Origin of the sequence: Mobiluncus curtisii ATCC 43063 (assembly GCF_000196535.1) — a bacterium.
GTDB lineage: Bacteria > Actinomycetota > Actinomycetes > Actinomycetales > Actinomycetaceae > Mobiluncus > Mobiluncus curtisii.
In genome coordinates this window covers 972,515-990,437 of record NC_014246.1, presented here as the reverse complement: position 1 = coordinate 990,437, position 17,923 = coordinate 972,515, and the positions used below count along the sequence as shown (strand labels likewise).

Sequence of the window (17,923 nt, the reverse complement as noted above, 5' to 3'; positions counted from 1 at the left end):
GACACAAGCCGTGGCGCTATCACGATTTTTAAAACTGGGCGATGTCGGTACGGAAGTGTGAGCCCTCCAGGGTGATGCTATCCATTGCCTGATAGGCACGCTGCCGGGCTTCACTCAAATCGCTCCCCCGCGCAACTACTGACAGCACTCGACCCCCGTTAGCAATCAGCTGACCAGAATCACTGACTTTCGTGCCCGCGTGAATGATGTGCACTCCCGGCACCTGGCTCGCGGTCTCTAGACCGGTGATGACACCGCCTTTCACGGGTGCCTGCGGATACCCGGAGGCAGCTAGCACCACATTCACCACAGCTTCGTCACTGACTTGGAGCTGTTCAGCCGCCGCCAAGTTACCGTTTGCCGCCGCTGCCAGCAGTGCCAGCAAATCGGTATCCAGACGTTCCAACACTGACTGAGTTTCCGGATCCCCAAAGCGAACGTTGAACTCAACCACTCGCGGACCGCGCGAGGTCAAAGCCAACCCGACATAGAGCAACCCAATAAATTCACAGCCCTGGTCTGCCATCACGCGACACACCGGGAGGGCAATCTCTTGGGCAACCCGTTGCGCCAAATCCTGCGGAGCCCACGGCAGCGGAGAATAAGCCCCCATGCCACCCGTATTGGGACCCTCATTATGGTCATAAGCGCGTTTGTAGTCTTGAGCAATGGGCAAAGCAACTGCGTCGCGACCATCACAAATACAGAACACCGAAGCCTCGGGTCCCTCCAGAAATTCTTCGATAACAACCGCAGGCTCGTGAGGGTTCGCCACCGCTTCAATACAGGCGGCAGCATGTGTCAGCGCGACATAAAAGTCAGACGTCACCACCACGCCTTTACCGGCAGCCAAACCATCTTGCTTGACTACATAAGGAGAGCCGAAACGTTGCAGGGCACCCCGCGCTTCTTCCAGCGTCCGACAGGCTACCGAAGCAGCCGTAGCGACCCGAGCCTGCTGCATGATTGTTTTCGCAAAGGCTTTCGAGCCCTCCAGTCGTGCTGCCAAACGTCCCGGACCAAATACTTTGAAGCCCTTCTGGCGCAGGACGTCAGCGACGCCTTTAACCAGCGGGGCTTCCGGACCAATGACCACCAGGTCGGGATGTAGCGACTGCGCCAGTTCCAGCACCTGTGCGGGGTCATCAGCCGCACAGGGCACGTTTTCACCGACCGTGGCAGTGCCGGGGTTACCGGGTGCAATCCACAGTTTCTCCAACAGCTCTGATTTCGCAATAGCCCTGGCCAGGGCATGTTCACGCCCGCCACTTCCCAAAAGTAAAACCTTCACAATTTCAGTTTAATAGCTTTTTAGATTTGTCCCTAATAAGGAGCCAATTTTTGCTTTCGGGTCGGCTGCTAGGATGTGGGTATGTCGTTTACAGAAGCGCTCGGAATGGGCGAATTTCGCCCCCAAACCAACGTTGATTTTGGTCGCGTAGCAGAGATTCGCCCTGCCCAGGGTCTGTTTGTGGCGTTTGAGGGCTGCGACGGAGTGGGCAAGACCACCCAAATTGCGCGGGCTGCGTCGTGGGTGCGGGAACAGGGTTGGGACGTCGTCGAGACGCGCGAGCCCGGTGGCACCGACCTGGGGGTGGCGTTGCGTCAACTGCTGCTGGACGCGGGAGACGTGTCCCCTCGTGCCGAAGCGCTGCTGTTTGCTGCCGACCGGGCGCAGCACGTGCACAAGCTCATCATCCCCGCTATCAATGATGGCAAAGTCGTGATTACCGATCGCTATCTGGCTTCATCGATTGCCTATCAGGGGCACGGACGGGAGCTCGGCGCCAGGGAAATTCGCGATTTATCCCTGTGGGCGACGGGAGGATTGGTACCAAACCTGACTGTACTGCTGGACCTAGACCCCGAGGTGGCAGCGGAGCGCCAAGCTGCCGATGCATCCCTGGGCGGTCCGGATCGGATGGAACGCGCCGGAATCGAATTCCAAAAGCGCGTCCGCGAAGATTTCTTGCGCATGAGCGAGGGTCAGGACACTTGGCTGGTCGTCGATGCCAGCCTGCCCGTTGCAGAAATCGCTACCCAGGTGCGGCTGCGCTTAGCGCAGCTGCTACCGGTCATAAAGTCCTGGTGAGCCGGAAAGTTGCGGTAAGTATGAGTATCAATCCCAGCGGTGGAGTGTGGGCAGAGGTAGCCGGTCAGACCCGAGCTATCTCACAGCTATCCCAAGCGGCTGCAGCCGCCAGGGACCTCATTGCTGCCCAAAACCACCCTGCTGACCCCGACATCTCACCAGATGGCGCAACCCCAGCCGGAGGGACGGACATGGATTCTGGCACCCACCGCGCCGCCATGACCCATTCCTGGCTGGTAGTCGGCCCGCCCGGCTCCGGACGTTCCACCGCTGCCAAAGCCTTCGCCGCCGCTTTAGAATGCGAGGACACAGACAATCCCGGTTGTGGAATCTGCCCAGCGTGTCGCGATGTACGCCAAGGCACCCACGCTGATGTCAGCGTCTTAACCACAGAAATGGTCGAAATCAAATTTGATGATGTAAAAGCCCTGGTCCAACAGGCTTACCGGCGACCCGTCCGCGGAGAGTGGAACATCATTATCATCGAGGACTACGACCGCATGAGCGAATACAGCTCCAACCTGCTGCTAAAATCCATCGAGGAACCACCCGAACGTACCGTGTGGGTGTTGTGCGCTCCCAGCGCCGCCGATGTGCTCTCGACCATTCGCTCCCGCACCCGCCTGGTGCAGCTCAGTCTGCCCAGCCCCGCCGCGGTGGCAGAGCTGCTGGTGCGGCAAGACGCCTCCATCAGCCCCGAATTAGCTGCCGAAGTTGCTGCCGCCGCCGAGTCTCATGTGGGACGTGCCAGGGCACTGGCTTATGAACCGCAACTGCGCGAAGAACGGCTGGGGATGCTGCGGATGATTTCGCAAATGCACACCACCGTCGAAGCGATGTGGACAGCCGCCGCCCTGGTGAAACTGGTAGACAAGCAAGCCGAGACCCTGCGCGGTGCGAACGACCGGGAAGAACGCGCGAAAGTTCTAGAGGCTTTCGGTTTGGCTGCAGATACCCCCGACTCGCGGCTGCCCCGCGATGTAAAGTCAGCCCTGCGGGGAGCCAAGCTCAGCGAGACTGATGCGCATCGGCGTGCCCGGCGCGCCAGCTTCGACACTTGGGACCGGGTTTTGGGCGACATTTCAGGATTTTATCGCGACGTTATGCTGGCACAAGTGGGGTCCGCCCAGCCACGTATCAATCTGTCGCGACCTGCCGGTGAGCTAATCGATGCTTACGTAGCGAGGGTCGGCATCGGACCGCAGTCCCTGGCACAGACCACATCCCGGTTAGAGGCAATACGTAAAGCACGCCGCCGCCTGATGGGAAACGGAAACATCGCCCTGGACATTGAAGCGCTTTGTGTGGAACTGGTGGACCGGAATAGGGCAAAATGAGCTAAGGCAAAACGGAAGGGAAATGATGAACAAGCTAACCAAAGGTTTGGGGATTGTGGCTGCCGTGGGACTGGCGCTAGCAGGATTGGCAGGCTGCGCCCCGGAAAAACCCCTCGCGCAACCCTCCAAACTGCCCAAGCCCACCCAAACTGTGGATCAACCGAAACTTTCCGAGTATTACTCCCAAGACCTGCAGTGGAAGAACTGCGGCGGCGACTTCCAGTGCGCCATGTTGGAAGTGCCCCTCGACTATGCAAACCCCCAGGGCGAACACGCCAAAATCGCGATGAAACGCCTGAATACCGCCAACAAAGAAACACGTATCGGGACTCTCATCATGAACCCCGGCGGACCCGGAGGCTCGGGACTGGAAAATATGAAACCCGAAAATGTGGCGTATTTCTTTAGCGACACGGTGCGCAAGTATTACGACGTGCTGGGATTTGACCCCCGCGGCGTCGGGTCTTCACAGCCCGCCATTAAATGTCGCACTGACCAGGAACTTGATGAGGACAGCTCGACGTACTATGACCTCTCTACCGAAGCCGGACGCGCTGCCGACGCCGCCGAAATTAAAGCCTTGGGGCAAAAGTGCCTACAAAACTCCCCGCAAATGACCCGATTTGCCAGCACGGAATATACCGCCCGTGATTTGGATATTATGCGCGCCGCTGTTGGCGACGACAGGCTCTACTACCTGGGATTTTCCTACGGTACTTACCTGGGCGCCATTTATGCAGACCTCTTTCCATCTCGAGTGGGACGCATGGTGCTGGACGGGGTGCTCGACCCATCTTTGAACATGAACCAGGTTTCTGCCCTGCAAGCCAGCGGATTTGAAGCCTCCCTGCGCGAATTCGTGACCGAGTGCCAGAAACAGCACGCCAAGCAATGCCCACTGCACGGTGACGTAGACGCGGGAATGGCACAAATTAAAGCCCTGCTGGACTCTCTGAAAACCAACCCCATGCCCGCCAAGAGAGGCCGCGAACTGACCGTCACGCAAGCCTTTACCGGACTGATTGGCAATATGTACAACACTGCATCATGGTGGCAGCAACTCCTGCCCGCCCTGTCCCAAGCCCTAAACGAGTCAGACGGCACCGCCCTTCTGAACAGTGCCGATTTTTACAACGAACGTAATGCAGACGGAACCTACAAAAACAATTCCTCGGATGCTTTCGTGGTTATCAACTCCCTGGACTACGAGCCAATCGGCAATATGGCGCAATGGAAAGCCGATGCGGCAAAAATTCAGGTAGCCTCTCCTACCATCGGAGAATTCTTCACATACGGTTCGCTGGGCGCGGAAAGCTGGCCAGTCAAAGCAAAAACCACCGCCAAACGCGAAGTCAATCCCCAGCTAGAGGAAGACATCCTACTGATTGGAACCACCGGAGATCCTGCCACCCCACTAAAGATGGCACAACACACCCGACAGATGATGGACCACTCCAAACTGTTGACCGTGCAAGGCTGGAACCATACGGCATATAACTCGTACGCACCGGGATGCGTGAAAACCATCACCGACACTTACTTGGTTTCCGGCAAAATCGAGGCTGCGAACAGCGACACCTGCCAGCTGGATTAGGTGCGTCCACGGCGCGAGGGGACAGGCAGCGGGGTCTGTCACCGGGCTGCCTCCTGCCTATCACAGTTTGGAACCGTCCGTTTTTCAGGCTAAAATGAAACCCGCGCATTTTGCGCACCGCCGCCTTAGCTCAGTCGGCAGAGCGATTCACTCGTAATGAATAGGTCGAGAGTTCGATTCTCTCAGGCGGCTCCGTTTACACAGCGGCTCGAGTTATCCTCGGGTCGCTTTTTTCTGTCTGGAGCTCCACCTAAAACAGTCCACAGGACTGTTTCTTAACGGCTCCGCACCACCACGAGCGGCACACACGCTCCGCGCTGCCGCCCCTCTCTCAGGCGGCTCCACATCTTTAGTTGATATTCCAACGAAAGCTCAAGCTAGAGGATAATGAGGATTGGCAATTAACGTTCAATTAACGTTTGGCTAACCACACTAGCCATGACTTTTCGGTATCTAAACGTCCATAACTGGACACTAAAACCATGAATGCCACCACTGGAACTAACACCCCGGTCACGGATTCTCTCTATCCCCCTGGCTCCACACAAGAATCGGTTGCCGTCTTTGGATAATACTTTGCAAGGATTCGCGGGTACTGATGTGGAAGTTGTTGATTACCTCGACTGTCACTGTAGAGAATGAAAATGAACCAAAGTCATTTCAATAGCTGCATATTGGCGCGATGAGAATACTCCAGTTCCACTGCCAACTCGACAACACGATTCTTGGACTCTCGGAAATGTTTCCTCGAGATAAACCAATGCCCTCAAAATACTCGGAACGATAACCAGGACTTACCTGGCGACACATTGTGCAAAACGTGGGTAGGTTATTCAGGTTTATTATGCGTCCAAGCACAATTGTGCTTGAAGAATTTGTTACCACCATGGATTTGAATTATTTATTCCCCAATGCCTAATATATATCTGTTCATTCACTCGTGCTTGGAGGGCATATCATGGCCAAGAAAGTAAAAACCATCCTGATAGACGATATCGACAGTTCAGACGCGGCAGAAACAGTCGCTTTTAGTTTGGATAACGTCAATTATGAAATTGATTTAAATGCAGCCCACGCTAAGGAGCTGCGCGACAGCCTGCAGCGTTGGATTGATGCTGGACGTAAAGTTTCCGGTCGTCGCCGCCGCGGCACTACCCCGGCGGTAAATAACGAAGTTCGCGAACTCAACCGTCGCGTGCGCGCTTGGGCTGGTGAAAAAGGAATCCCGGTCAACGACCGCGGTCGCGTCCCGCAAAAACTCATTGACCAATACCGCGACGCCACCGGCGACAAGTAAGAGATATTCTCACCGAAAACTTCATAACTTGTGAGGACTGACCGTCCGGCTTATTGCGAAGGAACTTTATTCTCGACGCAATAAACAAATTGCCAGGGCGGCCAGTCCTTCCTTATTCCCCGTAAATCCCATGCGATCAGTGGTGGTCGCCGAAAAAGACACCGGTGCTGCCAAAATGTTTCCCAACGCCGCCTCCGCTTCTGCGTAATGCGAACCGAGACGTGGTTCCTGACCGACGACAGTCACGCTGGCGTTAACCACCACCCAACCGGTCTCGTGCAACATCCGCATCGCCGCACGCAAAAACACTTCCCCACTGGCTCCGGCATACTCGGGACGCGATACCCCAAAGTTCGTGCCCAAGTCGCCTAACCCGGCTGCCGCGAGCAGGGCATCGGTCAAAGCATGGGCGGCAACGTCCCCATCCGAATGCCCCTCCAGCGGCGCATGGTCGGGAAAAGACAAGGTCCCCACCCGAAGTGGGCGACCCACCACCGGCGCACCGGCAGCAAAACGATGTGCGTCAAAACCCTGACCTACTCGAAAATCCATGCATAAAATCCTAATTGGAATGTCGGTGGTATTTAACCCTTTTGGGTGGTGTATTCCCCTGACCAGCACTTTAGTCTGAGGATGGTAGCGAATTTTGTTCATCCCCAGCGGATACAAGCTAAGGAGGTCAGCCAATCGTGAGCGATGTACAGCTTAAATGTCCGTCCTGCGGTGCTCCCATTAATTTTGATGTGCCCAGCGGCAAGATGAAATGCGGCTTTTGCGGGGCTGCATTCACGGTCGAGGAAGTTAACCAATTCAACGGTATCTCCCAAGCCAACGCGGAACTCGCTGCCGCGCACGCGCAACAGGTGGGGACCGCCGGTGCCGCCGGCGGGGCTGGCCCCGCTGCGACCCCGGAAACCCAGATTTCCACCACTCCTGCCGAGGGTCACCCCGGCTGGGTGGAACCCCCGCCCACCTATCTGGACGCAGCGACCGGACAACAAATGGCTCAATTCCAATGTAATTCCTGCGGTGGGGAAATCATCGGCTCACCCGACATGGTCAGTGCCCGGTGCCCCTGGTGCAACAACAACTTCGTGGCGACCGGACAGCTGACCAGCACCCGCGTCCCCGACCGGATGATTCCTTTTGCAATGACCAAAGAACAAGCCTTGGCGGCTTTCAAAGCCGAAATGCGCAAGCTGAAGCTCATTCCCAATGAGTTTAAGCAGGTCAGCGTGGACGACATCCAAGGCGTTTACGTGCCTTACTGGCTGTATGACGCAACGGTCACGGGCGAAGGTAACTACCGGTGCGAAACCATCCGCACCTGGACCGATTCTGATTATGAGTACACCGAGCATCGGGAATTCGACGTGTATCGCAGCGCCAACGTTGCTTTCCTGGATGTGCCGGTGGCGGGCACCACGAAAGTGACCGATAAGCTCACGGAATCCATCGAACCTTTTGACTACACCAAATCTGTCGCGTTTTCCCCCGCCTACCTGACGGGCTTCATGACCAACAAATACGACGTGGAAGCGCAAGACGCCAACCCCCGTGCTTTGGAACGCATGAAAGAATCTACCGAGACGGTGCTGCGGAACTCAATCAGCGGCTATAACTCGGTGTCGACCGTCAGCACCTCCATCCAGCCGGCTTTCGGCGAACTTGAATACGTGTTCTTGCCGTTATGGTTGATGAATGTCGATTTCCAAGGCAAAAACTACAACTATGCGATGAACGGGCAAACCGGCAAGTTCGTGGGCACGTTCCCGGTATCCGAGCGCAAGTACTGGGGCGGACTGTTAGGCATCGCCATCCCCATCGCCATCATTTTTGGCGCCATCTTTATTCCGTTCCTGATGCCGATATTTTTTGATTGAGGTGAGAAATCATGAATATCCGTAAGACGATTCTTTATTCCGTGGGCGCACTAGCGGTGGCTCTGGCTCCGTCGGTTGGTTTCGCCCTGCCCGCAGCGGCGGGCGCAGAAGTCAGCCCTGCCGCGTTTTCCGTATCGGTTGCGTCACCGGGGGTACTGCCGACGCTGACTCCGCCCCCTAATCCGGACGATGCCCCGGAAACTAGCGACGAACCGGCTGACTCCGCGGACCTGCCGCTGACCGAATTTGGCGACATCATCAAATTCCCTTATGGAGAGCAGTTTCCCTACGTGGGCGGACAGTCGGACGTAAAATCCGCGGCGCCTTTCATCCGCGACCACTCCGAGGTGTTTAGCAAGTCAAAGATTGCCGGCTGGGAAAAGCAAATGACCGCTTTGGCTGACAAGTACGGGATTGCGCCCTATATCGTGACCGTGGACGATTTCCGTTATCAAACCCCGCAAAAGTGGGGAGCGAACTACTACAACGTTAACCAGCTTGGTCTGGGGGAAAAGGACGCCAGCGGGGTGCTCATGGTCATTAACCCCAGCTCGCGTGATTTGTGGTTCCTGGGTCACGGGGCCGGTGAGCAAGCATTTACCGTCTATGGCATCGAAAAGCTCTATGACCACGTCAAACAACCCTTGGGTGATGACCACTGGGACGACGGCGTGGACGTCTTCCTGACCCAGGTGGCGGATTACCTGGAACAATGGAAATCCGGAACGCCCTACAGTGCGAGCCACCCACTGCCCCACCCCATAACCCTGGAGTCAACCACTGCCGGGGTCGCCGGGGCGGCAGCTCTTGGTGGCGGTGCCGGCACCCTGGTGATGCGCCGAATCAGGAAAAAGCACGATACTGCACATTTACAGTGGGGAGCGATTTATTACGTCGTGCCTGGTTCGGACCAGATCACCGGCTCCAATGATGTCTTTGTGAACGAATACATAACCCACGTCGCACGTCCCAAGAGTAGCGGCAGCTCCGGCCACCACGGCGGCTCGTTCAGGTCTGGGGGTACGTCGTTTAGTTCCGGGGGCGGTAAGTTCTAAGTTCACGATCCCAAGTCCGGTGGCATGGCGTGCTCGGCAGCGCGGTGTGTCCGCTGTCGCCGCGCCCCCGCCGGCAGCCGCACCACCTGTGAACGAGCCTCGTCACCGACCTTGTGAACAGGAGCAATGCGCACCGCGTTGGCAACGCCCTGAATAACCGACCTAAGATTGACTCGTGAGTGAGGTTTCGGCGCCACGGCTAACCCGCAATCAGTTTTTTCGACTGGTTGCGGCGGTGGGCTGCGCAATTCTCGCCGCGGTCATTGCCCAACGGTCCCTCCACACCATCAAGGGGCAAAACTTTGACGGTCTGACTCGGTTTGCGGTTAGCCGCGGCAAACCGTACCTGTTCGGGGCGGACACGGCAGCACTGGACACGATTTCTATGGGTGCCCTCATTGCTCTGACCGGGGTGGTTTTTTTGATAGCTGCCGCCCGCAAACGCCGCGAACTGGGAATTCGCGTGCTGGTTTTGGTGGCAGGCGCGAACCTGACCACCCAAATCCTGAAACATTGGATCATCCACCGCCCCGCGTTGGGCGTCGACTATCAAGGATTAGCGAACTCGCTGCCCAGCGGACACACCACGGTAGCGATGACCGCGGCAATTGGAATTGTCATGGTCGTCGTGCCCAAGTGGCGTTCTGTGGCGGTGTTTATCGGCTGGCTCACCGGCAGTTTTGTCGGCATCGCCGTGATGCTCAACCAGTGGCACCGCCTCTCCGACGTGCTCACCGCCATTCTGATTGCGGCAGCGTGGGGTTTGGTGCTGACGCCCCGGGAAGCTACCAACCGTCGTTTCGGTCATACCCACCGCGTTACCCTGTTGGTTTCCCTGGCCGCCGCCCTTCTCGGAGCGCTCGGAATAGCTGCGGTATGGTTGCGGATGACCGACGTTCCCCTGTCCGAAGCTGCCTTGCAGGCGACTGCCCGGACCTCACTCGGTCTAGCGACTGCCGGAGCTTCTGTCCTCACCATCCTCGGTCTGAGCGGTCTGGTCCTGGCGATGGTAAACACACAAGCCCGCCATTAAACCGGGTCGGGACGATTTCACCCTTTTGGGTGGTTACTGACACGCGAGACACCGTTAGCCTGAGGGGGTCTGTTCTATCAGGAGGTAACCATGATTGTTTCTATCCCTAGTTTCCCCTCTCTGTTCAGTCGTGTCGGGGCAGGATTCGCGGTGAGTGCCCTGGCTCTAGCCGGTTTAATGGTTCCGCTAGCTCAAGGGACGGAATTGGGTGAGACTCAGACCAATCTCGGCTGTCTCGCTCAGGACCGCTTGGGAGGCCAAAACGCCATCGAAACATCTGGCCTGGTGGCCGCCCAGGCTTATCCGGAGGGCTCCCAAAAATTCCTGGTGGCCTCCGCGCGCAACCCCGTTGACGCTCTGCCAGCCGCAGCCCTAGGTTGGGGTCCCGTACTGCTGACCGATGGCCTCAACTGGGATTTGCACACCCTCGCCACTCTGAACACTGCCTACATTGTCGGAGGACCGGGGGCGGTACCAGCATCGGCAGAAATGTTCTTTGCTGAACATGGGATTGAACACCACCGGATTCAAGGCGCAGACCGCCATCAGACCGCCGCAGCTATTGCGGAGTCCTGGGCTTCTACCAATGGACAACCAGAATACGTGTATGTCACCCGCAATGCTGGTGCTGGTTCTCCGGATGCCGTGGCGGCCGCCGGGGTGCGTAACGGACCGATTTTAACCTTCACCACTCCGGCTAGCCGGCAAGCCGCGGCGGCAAAAATCCACTCTCTGAAACCGCGAAGCGGGGTGGTCATCCTGGGCGGTGCCGGTGTGGTCAGCGATGCCGAAGCCCAGGTCTTGGCAGGTGGTCTGCCCTGGCAACGCCTGGGCGGTCAAGACCGTTACGAAACATCTTGGGTCATCGCCAACTGGATACTGCAATCTAAATCCCGCTCCCATATCTATCTGGCCAGCGGTCACGCTTTGAAAGATGCCATGGTGGCAGGGGCTTTCAATGACGGGGTTATCTTGTTGACACCACCCGATGGTTCCCGCATTTTCCAGTGGGCTAATGAAATCAACGCCGATGGCATCACGGTTATCGGGGGACGCGGTGTCGTTTCTGACACAGCCGCGCATAACGCGGCTTGTGGCAAGACCCCGGGAGTGGACGAAAAAGTGGTAGCGAACCTGCTGTACCCGTCAACGGAACACGTTTGCACCACAGAAACTTGGGATAGTTTGCACAGCCGGGGATTGATTCCGTCCATGCCCTCTGCGCCCAATGCGTGCTGGATACCGCGCGACCGGATTAACGAGCAAGTGAAAATCGTTCGCCAATCAGATTTTGACCAAGACGGTTTCGGTGATGCTGTGGTCTACCTGTATAGCAACGACGGAACCTCAGTGTACCTGGTTCTATACAACGCTTACGATCCAGCACATCCCTACGTGGCATATTTGTGGGGAGGCAATGGCGACTGGGATTTCCGCATCACGGACGATCCCTTTGCCACGTTTGACCTGATTGCCAACGGCGAGGTGGTCCGCAACCTAGCTGTCATCCGTAACCACGGGGTCCCCGAAATGCTAGAACCGGTTGGTTAGGTGGCGTTGCTATGAATCCCCCGAGAGCTGTAGCTCGGCTTGCGCAGGTGATGGGACTTCACAAACCCCCCCACCGTCACTTTTCGTTGCAACTCAGCCCAAAGGTTCGTGCTCCCTGATAAAATTGGCAAACCGCAGACGGCAGGACTTTGCCACAGTCACAGACCGGAACCTCCCCGCAAGATTTGGAACGGGCACTGCGCCGTGGCTGGTTTTGCTTGACCACGGATCGGCGCGCGGCTCAATCCCCCGCGGGTCCCTCAGCCCATTACGCCCCCGCCCCCACGCTCACCGCACAAATCGGCATCTGGCAACGCAGCCCCAACGGCATCAACGGAACTTCGCCGCTAGCGACGCTGCCCCCCGGTTTCTTTAGCCCCCTCGACTATCCCTCTACGAACCCGGCTTTTCGGGAACAAATCCACGCCGAAACAGTAACTCACCTGAACAATTACGAGGAATTTATCTGGAATGCCAGCCTCTACAACGACACCTACGGCGGGTCTTGGGGATGGGAAAACACCAACGAAGCCTACGAACTGGGAGGATTCATTGCCCTGCTGGTTTTCCTGAGTTTCTGGGCAGGGTGGCGGTTCTGGACAGCGACTTTCACCTACGTACGCTGGGCGGTGCTGGTGCAAGCGGGGATACTCGCGCTGTGGATTATGGCGCGGATTATCAAACACGCCTCTCTCGGGGTTTTCGAGCGTTACACCTGGTACTACTATTACGTCCCGATTTATACGACCTGCGCAATCTTGTTCTTTGTCATGTCCCACTCCAGTCGCGGGCGCCCGCCAGGTTACTGTTTCTTGCGCGCCGCAATTATAGGAGTCGGCGCGACCCTGATTCTGCTGGTATATACCAACGATTTGCACCACCTGGTGCTGCGCTTTGGCACCGGGCAGTCCGGGGTGGATTACAGCTACGGTCCGGGATACTACCTGTATTACACGGCAGCGCTGCTGGTTTTCGCAGCGGTCATCTATGCCGGTTCGTGGTCGCTGCAGGGGTCATTGGTTGCGTCTGGTGGCGGGAATCGGGGTGCTGTTCCTCGCGGTGTTGTTCTATTCCATGGCGTACACGGTGCGAATCCCGCTGGTTCGCGCCACCGAAACCGTCCAAATGTATTGTGTGATTTTCGTGTTGGCGTGGGAGATTCTGTTCTTTATCGGAGCAATTGGGCAAAACCGCGGCTATCTGCGTTTCTTTGAAAAATCCCAGATTCCCATCGAAATTGTTAACCGAGATTGGCTCCCCCATTACCGCACTTCCCACCCCCTCAACCTGGACCAAGGCACTCGTCAGCAGCTGCGGGACGGTCAGGGACCGGTGGTGGTCACAGACACTTCGGTACAGCCGAACCGAACCGTATACTGTCAAACCCGTCCCGTGGACGGCGGTCACGTCCTGTGGGAAACGGACGTCACCGCGGTGCAGGATTTGGAGCGGACCTTGGCGGCACTGCGCGCCCGCGAGACTCACCAAACCGAAATTCTGCGCGCCGAATACGAAGCCACGTTAAACATGGAGGAATCGGCCGATGCCCCCGTCCTCTTTGATCGGCTCGATGACTTGATGAACGCGTCCCTGGGCAGGATTCAAGCCAATACCGCCCGGCTCAATGTGCCGTTGGACGAAAGTGAACGCTCCAATATTTTGCGCAACATTAAGATGGACCTGGGTTACGCCAAACGCGCGGGTCTGTTGACTTTACAGAACTTTGAGAACGAAACTGTTTCGGTCAATGCCCTGACGACGTTTATGAGCCAATCCTGTACCGATTTTTCCTACGCAGGAGCGGTGGCTGGATTGCACGGTCCGACTACCGGCGCTGTGCAGCCCCAAGTGGCGCTGTGGTGTTTGGAGGGCTTGCACCGCACCTTGAACCAGCTCATTGGGGCTGCAGAGGTGGCAGTGTTCGTTAACTTCGAGGTCGCCCCAGATGGTAAAACCGCCCGCCTGAACTGGATTGTTGACCTGCCCGAGCAGGACCTCCCCCTGTTCGACCCGCTCTTAGCCTGGTCTCGCGCCCGAGTCGAACTGTACGTTGAAGACGCCACCTGCCACCTGAACATGATTATCAGCGCTGGTGAACCCACTTTGGCACCGGAGGTAGCGCATGAGTGACCAACTCTACAATCTCACCTCCGTCCAGATGGGAGCCGCTACCACCCTCATGTGTATCGGCTTATTGGCGGCATGCCTGCTCACCATGGGGCAATGGCTCATTCATCGACGGCGTCTCGCTACGGTGTTCCTGTTCAGCGTGGTGATTTTGCTGGCGTTCTATATGTGGGCCTTCGCCACCGTTTTCATTCATTCCCAGACCGGAATTTTTTGGCTCCAAGACCGTAACTTTGGGTGGTTTGTGGTGGTTTGCTTGGGGCTGGGGGCGATGACGATGGGAACCAACTACCGCTATGCCGAGATACCCCTGCTGGTGACGTTGACCCCGACGATGCCCCCTTTTGTTACTGCCGGGGGAGTCTGGGTGCTGCTCACCTCCGGAGCATTGACGACTTCCTGGCTGTGCGTCCAGGTGTGGCGAGATTGGCAATTGTTACACCGTGATCTCAGCCCTTTCAGCGTCAAAGAGGCCTTGGACCGACTGCAACACGGGATAGCGTTCGCCAAATTCCGGGGTCGCAGCAAGTTTGCCAACGCCGCTATGGAAGGGCTTTTGGGGCGTCTGGGGTTGACATCGTTGACTAACATGGGGACGTTGGAACGCCAACTATGTCAATTCAGGTTTGAGACGAAAAACCACCAAGCGAGTCCTGATCCCCTAAACTGCTGGGAAGAAAACGAAGACGGAACCTCCCGGCTGCGGATTACGGAACCCGATGGGCGGACTTGGGTGTTGACCCAGAGTCGGATTCGAGACGACCGGCGGTCTTGGATTCAACTGCTAGCTGTCGATGTCAGCGACTACATGACACTCAGTTACCAGCTTTCAGCAGAGATTGACGCCCTGCAGGACCGTCAAAAACGCCTGGTCAGGGAGACTTCGCGGCTCGATGAGGCCCTGTCGCGCCGGCTCATTTTGTCTGCCCGGTCCACCATTCACGACACGCTTTCCCAGCGGATTTCTTTCGTTCACCGGTTCTTGGAGGACGAAGTGTCGGACGATGAACGTCTGCATCGCCTCCAAGGCCTGCTCGAGGATTTGCCCTCCGACCTGAGCAAAGACCGCGTCACTGCCACCCCCGAAATTTGGCTGGAGACCCTGCAGGATTTAGCCACGGCGGCTGAACTGGAACTGCATATTTCCGGTGACCTGCCACCCCAGGTCAACAAAGCCCGGATGTTTACGGATGTGCTGCGCGAAGCCATCACGAATGTGCTGATTCATACGACTTCTTGCGAAATGGAGGTGCGTCTGGATCAGGACGCCTCCAGCTTCTGGATAGAAGTCTCTAATCCCAGCACCATGGAGACCGCGCTGACCTACGGCACCGGTCTGAGCAACTTGGAATCCCGGCTCGAAGCCCTCGGCGGTTCCCTGTCCGTGTTCACCACCCCACGTTTCACCCTGCGCGCCCGCCTGCCGCGCTGAGCGGGAATCGTTTCCTACCGGTTCGACAATCAGAGTTGGTCGGCGATGCTTGCCAGCAGGGCTTTGGTCGCGAATTGGAACGCCGGAGCGTCGAGCAGCAGCGACACAGACACCACTCCAACAAAAGGCATATCGAAAAAATATCCCGGCTGTGCGGTAATCCCTCGCCGGGCAATCAGCCCGGTGATGAGCGCGTCCTCGTCCACGTGGGCAGGAAATCGCAGCAGCGCATTCCAGCCGCCTTCGGGTTCCAACAGGCTCACGGTGCCACTGGGTTCTGTACGCACAAGGTCTCTCAGGGTGGCGAGGTTCTCGCGGCAGCGTTGCCGGGTGGCACTGGTCGCGGCGGGCACCGCTGCCAAATATTCCGTCAAGCGCTGTGCCAAAACATCGGAAAACGGCAGGTAGGCATCCGCGATTACGTCCAACCGCGCGCGCGCCGCCACCACGTCGCGCTCAGGTCCGGACACTTCCAGCCACGCGATTTTCAACCCCGGCGCACTCAAATTTTTACTCATCCCATCCAGGGCAAAAGTCAGTACTTCCGTGGTTCCTGCCAAACGCCGACGGTCAGCGGGCTGGGTGGGAGCGCCGGGCAGGTCGAAGTCAAAAAATACTTCATCAGCGATGAGCGCTACCCCGCGGTCTGCACAATAGTTCAGGAGCCGTTGACGATCCTCTCCGTGTACATAAGAGCCGGTGGGATTGTTTGGATTGATTGCCACTACCGCGCTGACCTCTCCCGGATTGAGCTCGCTCAGCTCCCACCGGGAACCTACCCAGGTCAGGGGATAGAAATCCACTCCCACGTTTTCCAGCCCGGCAATGGTTTCTACCAGGGGGTATCCCGGCGTCGGGGCAGCGAGCCGGTCACCGGGATCGCTGGTCAACTTCGTCAACCAGGTATAGCCCTGGGAAGTAGAACTCAATAGGTACAGGTTTTCTGGATCAACCTCGCGACCATCACGCTCACCCAGCCAGGCAGCCAGTACCTCGCGGGCGGCGCGGGGTCCCCGCGGGTCTGGTTCATAGGGTGGCAAGCCCGGCGCACCTAACCCCCAGCGGGTCGGATTAGAATCAGCCAAATTCACTTTCAACATGCCGTCCCGTCGGGCCGCACGCTGGGCGAGAGTCACGGCGTTGGGTTCATTCAGTTCCACCCGTTCAGAAAATTTCACGTGTTCTTCGCTCCTCATGATTTAGGCACAGAAATAGAGATACTGTATTGACCTGAATCCAGCCTGGTTTCTAGCTGTCCTCCCAATTGGTTTACTTTTGACTTCATACTCTTCAAACCCAGCCCACTGGGTGTGAATAAGGCATCTTCACGAACTTGGTTAGCGCTAAAGATACGTATTTGCGTCGCTGTGCAGCGCACTAAAATGTATGCTTTAGTATTTGGTTGCCCGTGTTTCATGATGTTCGTAGCGATTTCTTCGACCAGTTCGGTAAGTATTTCAACGGTTTGGAGGGGTTGTATTTCATAGCCGCTCAGGGTGCATTCCGGGATAAACCCTACACTTTGTAACTGGTTTTTAATATGTTCAAGGGTTTGAGGCAGGCTCTTAAATCCTTTACACCTTACGACTTCTTCGCCGGTTGCATCACGTCCCAAATCCTCTGTAAAGTCCCTTAGTTGGGAGAGAGCCGAGACCGACACTTCACGAATTTTCACGCCTATAGAATCGCTCTCGGAGTCTTTAGCTTTTGGTAGCAGGCGTGAAAGTAAAATCAGTTGTACCAGTTTGTTGGAGAGATTGTCGTGAAGTTGGTTTGCCAAGTTCTCCCGGAGGGCTGAAATCCGCAGGCGCTGCGTAGCTTCCTGGGCTTCCTTTTGCGCTCGCAGCTGATTGAAGCCAAAGCCGACCAGTAGGGGAATTAAATACAGAACCATCCCGAATTTGCCGGAAAGCGAGGCTATCGACGAGTGTCCGTAGTAAACGGCGAAAGCTGAGACAGCTCCGAGAATGATTCCGACATAGGGTGGACGCCGAGTAATTAGGAATCCAATCGACACCAGGGAAAGGTAAAAACCAGAGCCTTGCTCCAGCGTTTGCGCAATAGCAACCGCAGCGATAAACCACACGGAAACCAGCACCGCCGCAACGGAGGGAAACCTCAACCCGAAAGCCACAAAGACAATAGAAAGACCAATCATTATGAAGTCCAGGACAGTTTTTGCATTCAATATCAGCGCCAATACCTGCAGCAAGATGCCTATCGTAATCACCAAATAGCGAAGCCAAGGGCTATTTATAGTCATCCGGTACCCCTCAATCGATGATACCTTGGCGTATTCCGTGCGCGACCGCACCTGCACGATCAGCTGCGTCACATTTCTGCAAGATGGATTTGATATGGGTTTTAACAGTGTTTTCGCTAATCTTGAGTCGACTGGCTATCTGAGAATTCGTGCGTGACTCGCTCATAAGCGTCAGTATTTCCTTTTCTCGCGGGGTTAAAACTGTATCGCTTGGTTCGCCAGCGTGACGTTTCACAGCCACAAGAGCCGCGTCATCGGT

At 56.7% G+C, this 17,923-nt stretch carries 16 protein-coding genes and 1 tRNA gene; 11 read left to right on the top strand and 6 right to left on the bottom strand.

Translation table 11 applies throughout. The annotated features are described in order from the left end of the window. Nucleotides 1-28: 28 nt before the first annotated feature. Entirely contained in the window at nt 29-1,291 is a 1,263-nt protein-coding gene (gene purD / locus HMPREF0573_RS04195) for a phosphoribosylamine--glycine ligase (protein WP_013189000.1), read from the bottom strand. Nucleotides 1,292-1,372: 81 nt separating this feature from the next. Between purD and tmk the strand changes: the two genes are divergently transcribed. From tmk to HMPREF0573_RS04170, 5 genes are all read left to right on the top strand, one after another. Further along, nucleotides 1,373-2,092: a dTMP kinase gene (tmk, locus tag HMPREF0573_RS04190; RefSeq protein WP_013188999.1), complete on the top strand. Its 720-nt coding sequence runs from the start codon at nt 1,373-1,375 to the stop codon at nt 2,090-2,092. 20 nt (nt 2,093-2,112) lie between these two features. Further along, entirely contained in the window at nt 2,113-3,429 is a 1,317-nt protein-coding gene (locus HMPREF0573_RS04185; protein WP_013188998.1) for a DNA polymerase III subunit delta', read from the top strand. Between the two features lie 22 nt (nt 3,430-3,451). Then, the gene (locus HMPREF0573_RS04180; RefSeq protein ID WP_013188997.1) at nt 3,452-5,023 is read left to right on the top strand and encodes an alpha/beta hydrolase; all 1,572 of its coding nucleotides are present in this window, start codon (nt 3,452-3,454) and stop codon (nt 5,021-5,023) included. Nucleotides 5,024-5,142: 119 nt separating this feature from the next. Beyond that, a tRNA-Thr gene (locus HMPREF0573_RS04175) sits at nt 5,143-5,215 on the top strand. 766 nt (nt 5,216-5,981) lie between these two features. Continuing rightward, nucleotides 5,982-6,320 carry a histone-like nucleoid-structuring protein Lsr2 gene (locus HMPREF0573_RS04170; protein WP_004007647.1) on the top strand — a complete coding sequence of 113 codons (339 nt, stop codon included), beginning with the start codon at nt 5,982-5,984 and terminating at the stop codon, nt 6,318-6,320. 66 nt (nt 6,321-6,386) lie between these two features. Here the strand turns inward: HMPREF0573_RS04170 and ispF are convergent, their stop codons facing one another. After that, complete coding sequence (gene ispF, locus HMPREF0573_RS04165; protein ID WP_013188996.1) at nt 6,387-6,974, bottom strand: 2-C-methyl-D-erythritol 2,4-cyclodiphosphate synthase; 588 nt, start codon at nt 6,972-6,974, stop codon at nt 6,387-6,389. Between the two features lie 35 nt (nt 6,975-7,009). Between ispF and HMPREF0573_RS04160 the strand changes: the two genes are divergently transcribed. Continuing rightward, the gene (locus HMPREF0573_RS04160) at nt 7,010-8,203 is read left to right on the top strand and encodes a TFIIB-type zinc ribbon-containing protein (RefSeq protein WP_041797954.1); all 1,194 of its coding nucleotides are present in this window, start codon (nt 7,010-7,012) and stop codon (nt 8,201-8,203) included. Nucleotides 8,204-8,214: 11 nt separating this feature from the next. Further along, entirely contained in the window at nt 8,215-9,258 is a 1,044-nt protein-coding gene (locus HMPREF0573_RS04155; RefSeq protein ID WP_013188994.1) for a TPM domain-containing protein, read from the top strand. A gap of 2 nt (nt 9,259-9,260) precedes the next feature. On the opposite strand, the gene HMPREF0573_RS10025 is transcribed toward HMPREF0573_RS04155, so the two are convergent. Further along, the gene (locus HMPREF0573_RS10025; protein WP_013188993.1) at nt 9,261-9,392 is read right to left on the bottom strand and encodes a hypothetical protein; all 132 of its coding nucleotides are present in this window, start codon (nt 9,390-9,392) and stop codon (nt 9,261-9,263) included. Between the two features lie 41 nt (nt 9,393-9,433). Between HMPREF0573_RS10025 and HMPREF0573_RS04150 the strand changes: the two genes are divergently transcribed. The 4 genes from HMPREF0573_RS04150 to HMPREF0573_RS04130 all read left to right on the top strand — a co-directional run bounded on the left by HMPREF0573_RS04150 (nt 9,434) and on the right by HMPREF0573_RS04130 (nt 15,401). Beyond that, the gene (locus HMPREF0573_RS04150; protein WP_004008808.1) at nt 9,434-10,291 is read left to right on the top strand and encodes a phosphatase PAP2 family protein; all 858 of its coding nucleotides are present in this window, start codon (nt 9,434-9,436) and stop codon (nt 10,289-10,291) included. 90 nt (nt 10,292-10,381) lie between these two features. Then, complete coding sequence (locus HMPREF0573_RS04145) at nt 10,382-11,842, top strand: cell wall-binding repeat-containing protein (protein ID WP_013188992.1); 1,461 nt, start codon at nt 10,382-10,384, stop codon at nt 11,840-11,842. Nucleotides 11,843-11,991: 149 nt separating this feature from the next. Continuing rightward, nucleotides 11,992-13,056: a histidine kinase N-terminal 7TM domain-containing protein gene (locus HMPREF0573_RS09905; RefSeq protein WP_013188991.1), complete on the top strand. Its 1,065-nt coding sequence runs from the start codon at nt 11,992-11,994 to the stop codon at nt 13,054-13,056. A gap of 908 nt (nt 13,057-13,964) precedes the next feature. Continuing rightward, complete coding sequence (locus HMPREF0573_RS04130) at nt 13,965-15,401, top strand: sensor histidine kinase (RefSeq protein ID WP_013188989.1); 1,437 nt, start codon at nt 13,965-13,967, stop codon at nt 15,399-15,401. Between the two features lie 29 nt (nt 15,402-15,430). On the opposite strand, the gene HMPREF0573_RS04125 is transcribed toward HMPREF0573_RS04130, so the two are convergent. The 3 genes from HMPREF0573_RS04125 to HMPREF0573_RS09900 are packed head-to-tail and all read right to left on the bottom strand — an operon-like array spanning nt 15,431 to nt 17,830. Further along, nucleotides 15,431-16,597, bottom strand: coding sequence for a pyridoxal phosphate-dependent aminotransferase (locus tag HMPREF0573_RS04125; RefSeq protein WP_004007657.1), 1,167 nt, complete (start codon nt 16,595-16,597; stop codon nt 15,431-15,433). Next, complete coding sequence (locus tag HMPREF0573_RS04120; RefSeq protein ID WP_013188988.1) at nt 16,594-17,736, bottom strand: sensor histidine kinase; 1,143 nt, start codon at nt 17,734-17,736, stop codon at nt 16,594-16,596. The genes HMPREF0573_RS04125 and HMPREF0573_RS04120 overlap by 4 nt, the downstream gene beginning before the upstream one ends. After that, a complete protein-coding gene (locus HMPREF0573_RS09900; RefSeq protein ID WP_236589719.1) occupies nt 17,675-17,830 on the bottom strand; it encodes a response regulator transcription factor in 156 nt (51 codons plus the stop codon). Before HMPREF0573_RS09900 ends, HMPREF0573_RS04120 begins: the two co-directional genes overlap by 62 nt. Nucleotides 17,831-17,923: the final 93 nt, after the last annotated feature.

Excerpts from the sequence above, each read along its gene's own strand:
- HMPREF0573_RS09900 (WP_236589719.1), bottom strand. The coding sequence starts at position 17,830 with ATGAGCGAGTCACGCACGAATTCTCAGATAGCCAGTCGACTCAAGATT.
- ispF (WP_013188996.1), bottom strand. The coding sequence starts at position 6,974 with ATGAACAAAATTCGCTACCATCCTCAGACTAAAGTGCTGGTCAGGGGA.
- HMPREF0573_RS04130 (WP_013188989.1), top strand. The coding sequence starts at position 13,965 with ATGAGTGACCAACTCTACAATCTCACCTCCGTCCAGATGGGAGCCGCT.
- tmk (WP_013188999.1), top strand. The coding sequence starts at position 1,373 with ATGTCGTTTACAGAAGCGCTCGGAATGGGCGAATTTCGCCCCCAAACC.
- HMPREF0573_RS04145 (WP_013188992.1), top strand. The coding sequence starts at position 10,382 with ATGATTGTTTCTATCCCTAGTTTCCCCTCTCTGTTCAGTCGTGTCGGG.
- HMPREF0573_RS04170 (WP_004007647.1), top strand. The coding sequence starts at position 5,982 with ATGGCCAAGAAAGTAAAAACCATCCTGATAGACGATATCGACAGTTCA.
- HMPREF0573_RS04125 (WP_004007657.1), bottom strand. The coding sequence starts at position 16,597 with ATGAGGAGCGAAGAACACGTGAAATTTTCTGAACGGGTGGAACTGAAT.
- HMPREF0573_RS04155 (WP_013188994.1), top strand. The coding sequence starts at position 8,215 with ATGAATATCCGTAAGACGATTCTTTATTCCGTGGGCGCACTAGCGGTG.
- HMPREF0573_RS04185 (WP_013188998.1), top strand. The coding sequence starts at position 2,113 with ATGAGTATCAATCCCAGCGGTGGAGTGTGGGCAGAGGTAGCCGGTCAG.
- HMPREF0573_RS04180 (WP_013188997.1), top strand. The coding sequence starts at position 3,452 with ATGATGAACAAGCTAACCAAAGGTTTGGGGATTGTGGCTGCCGTGGGA.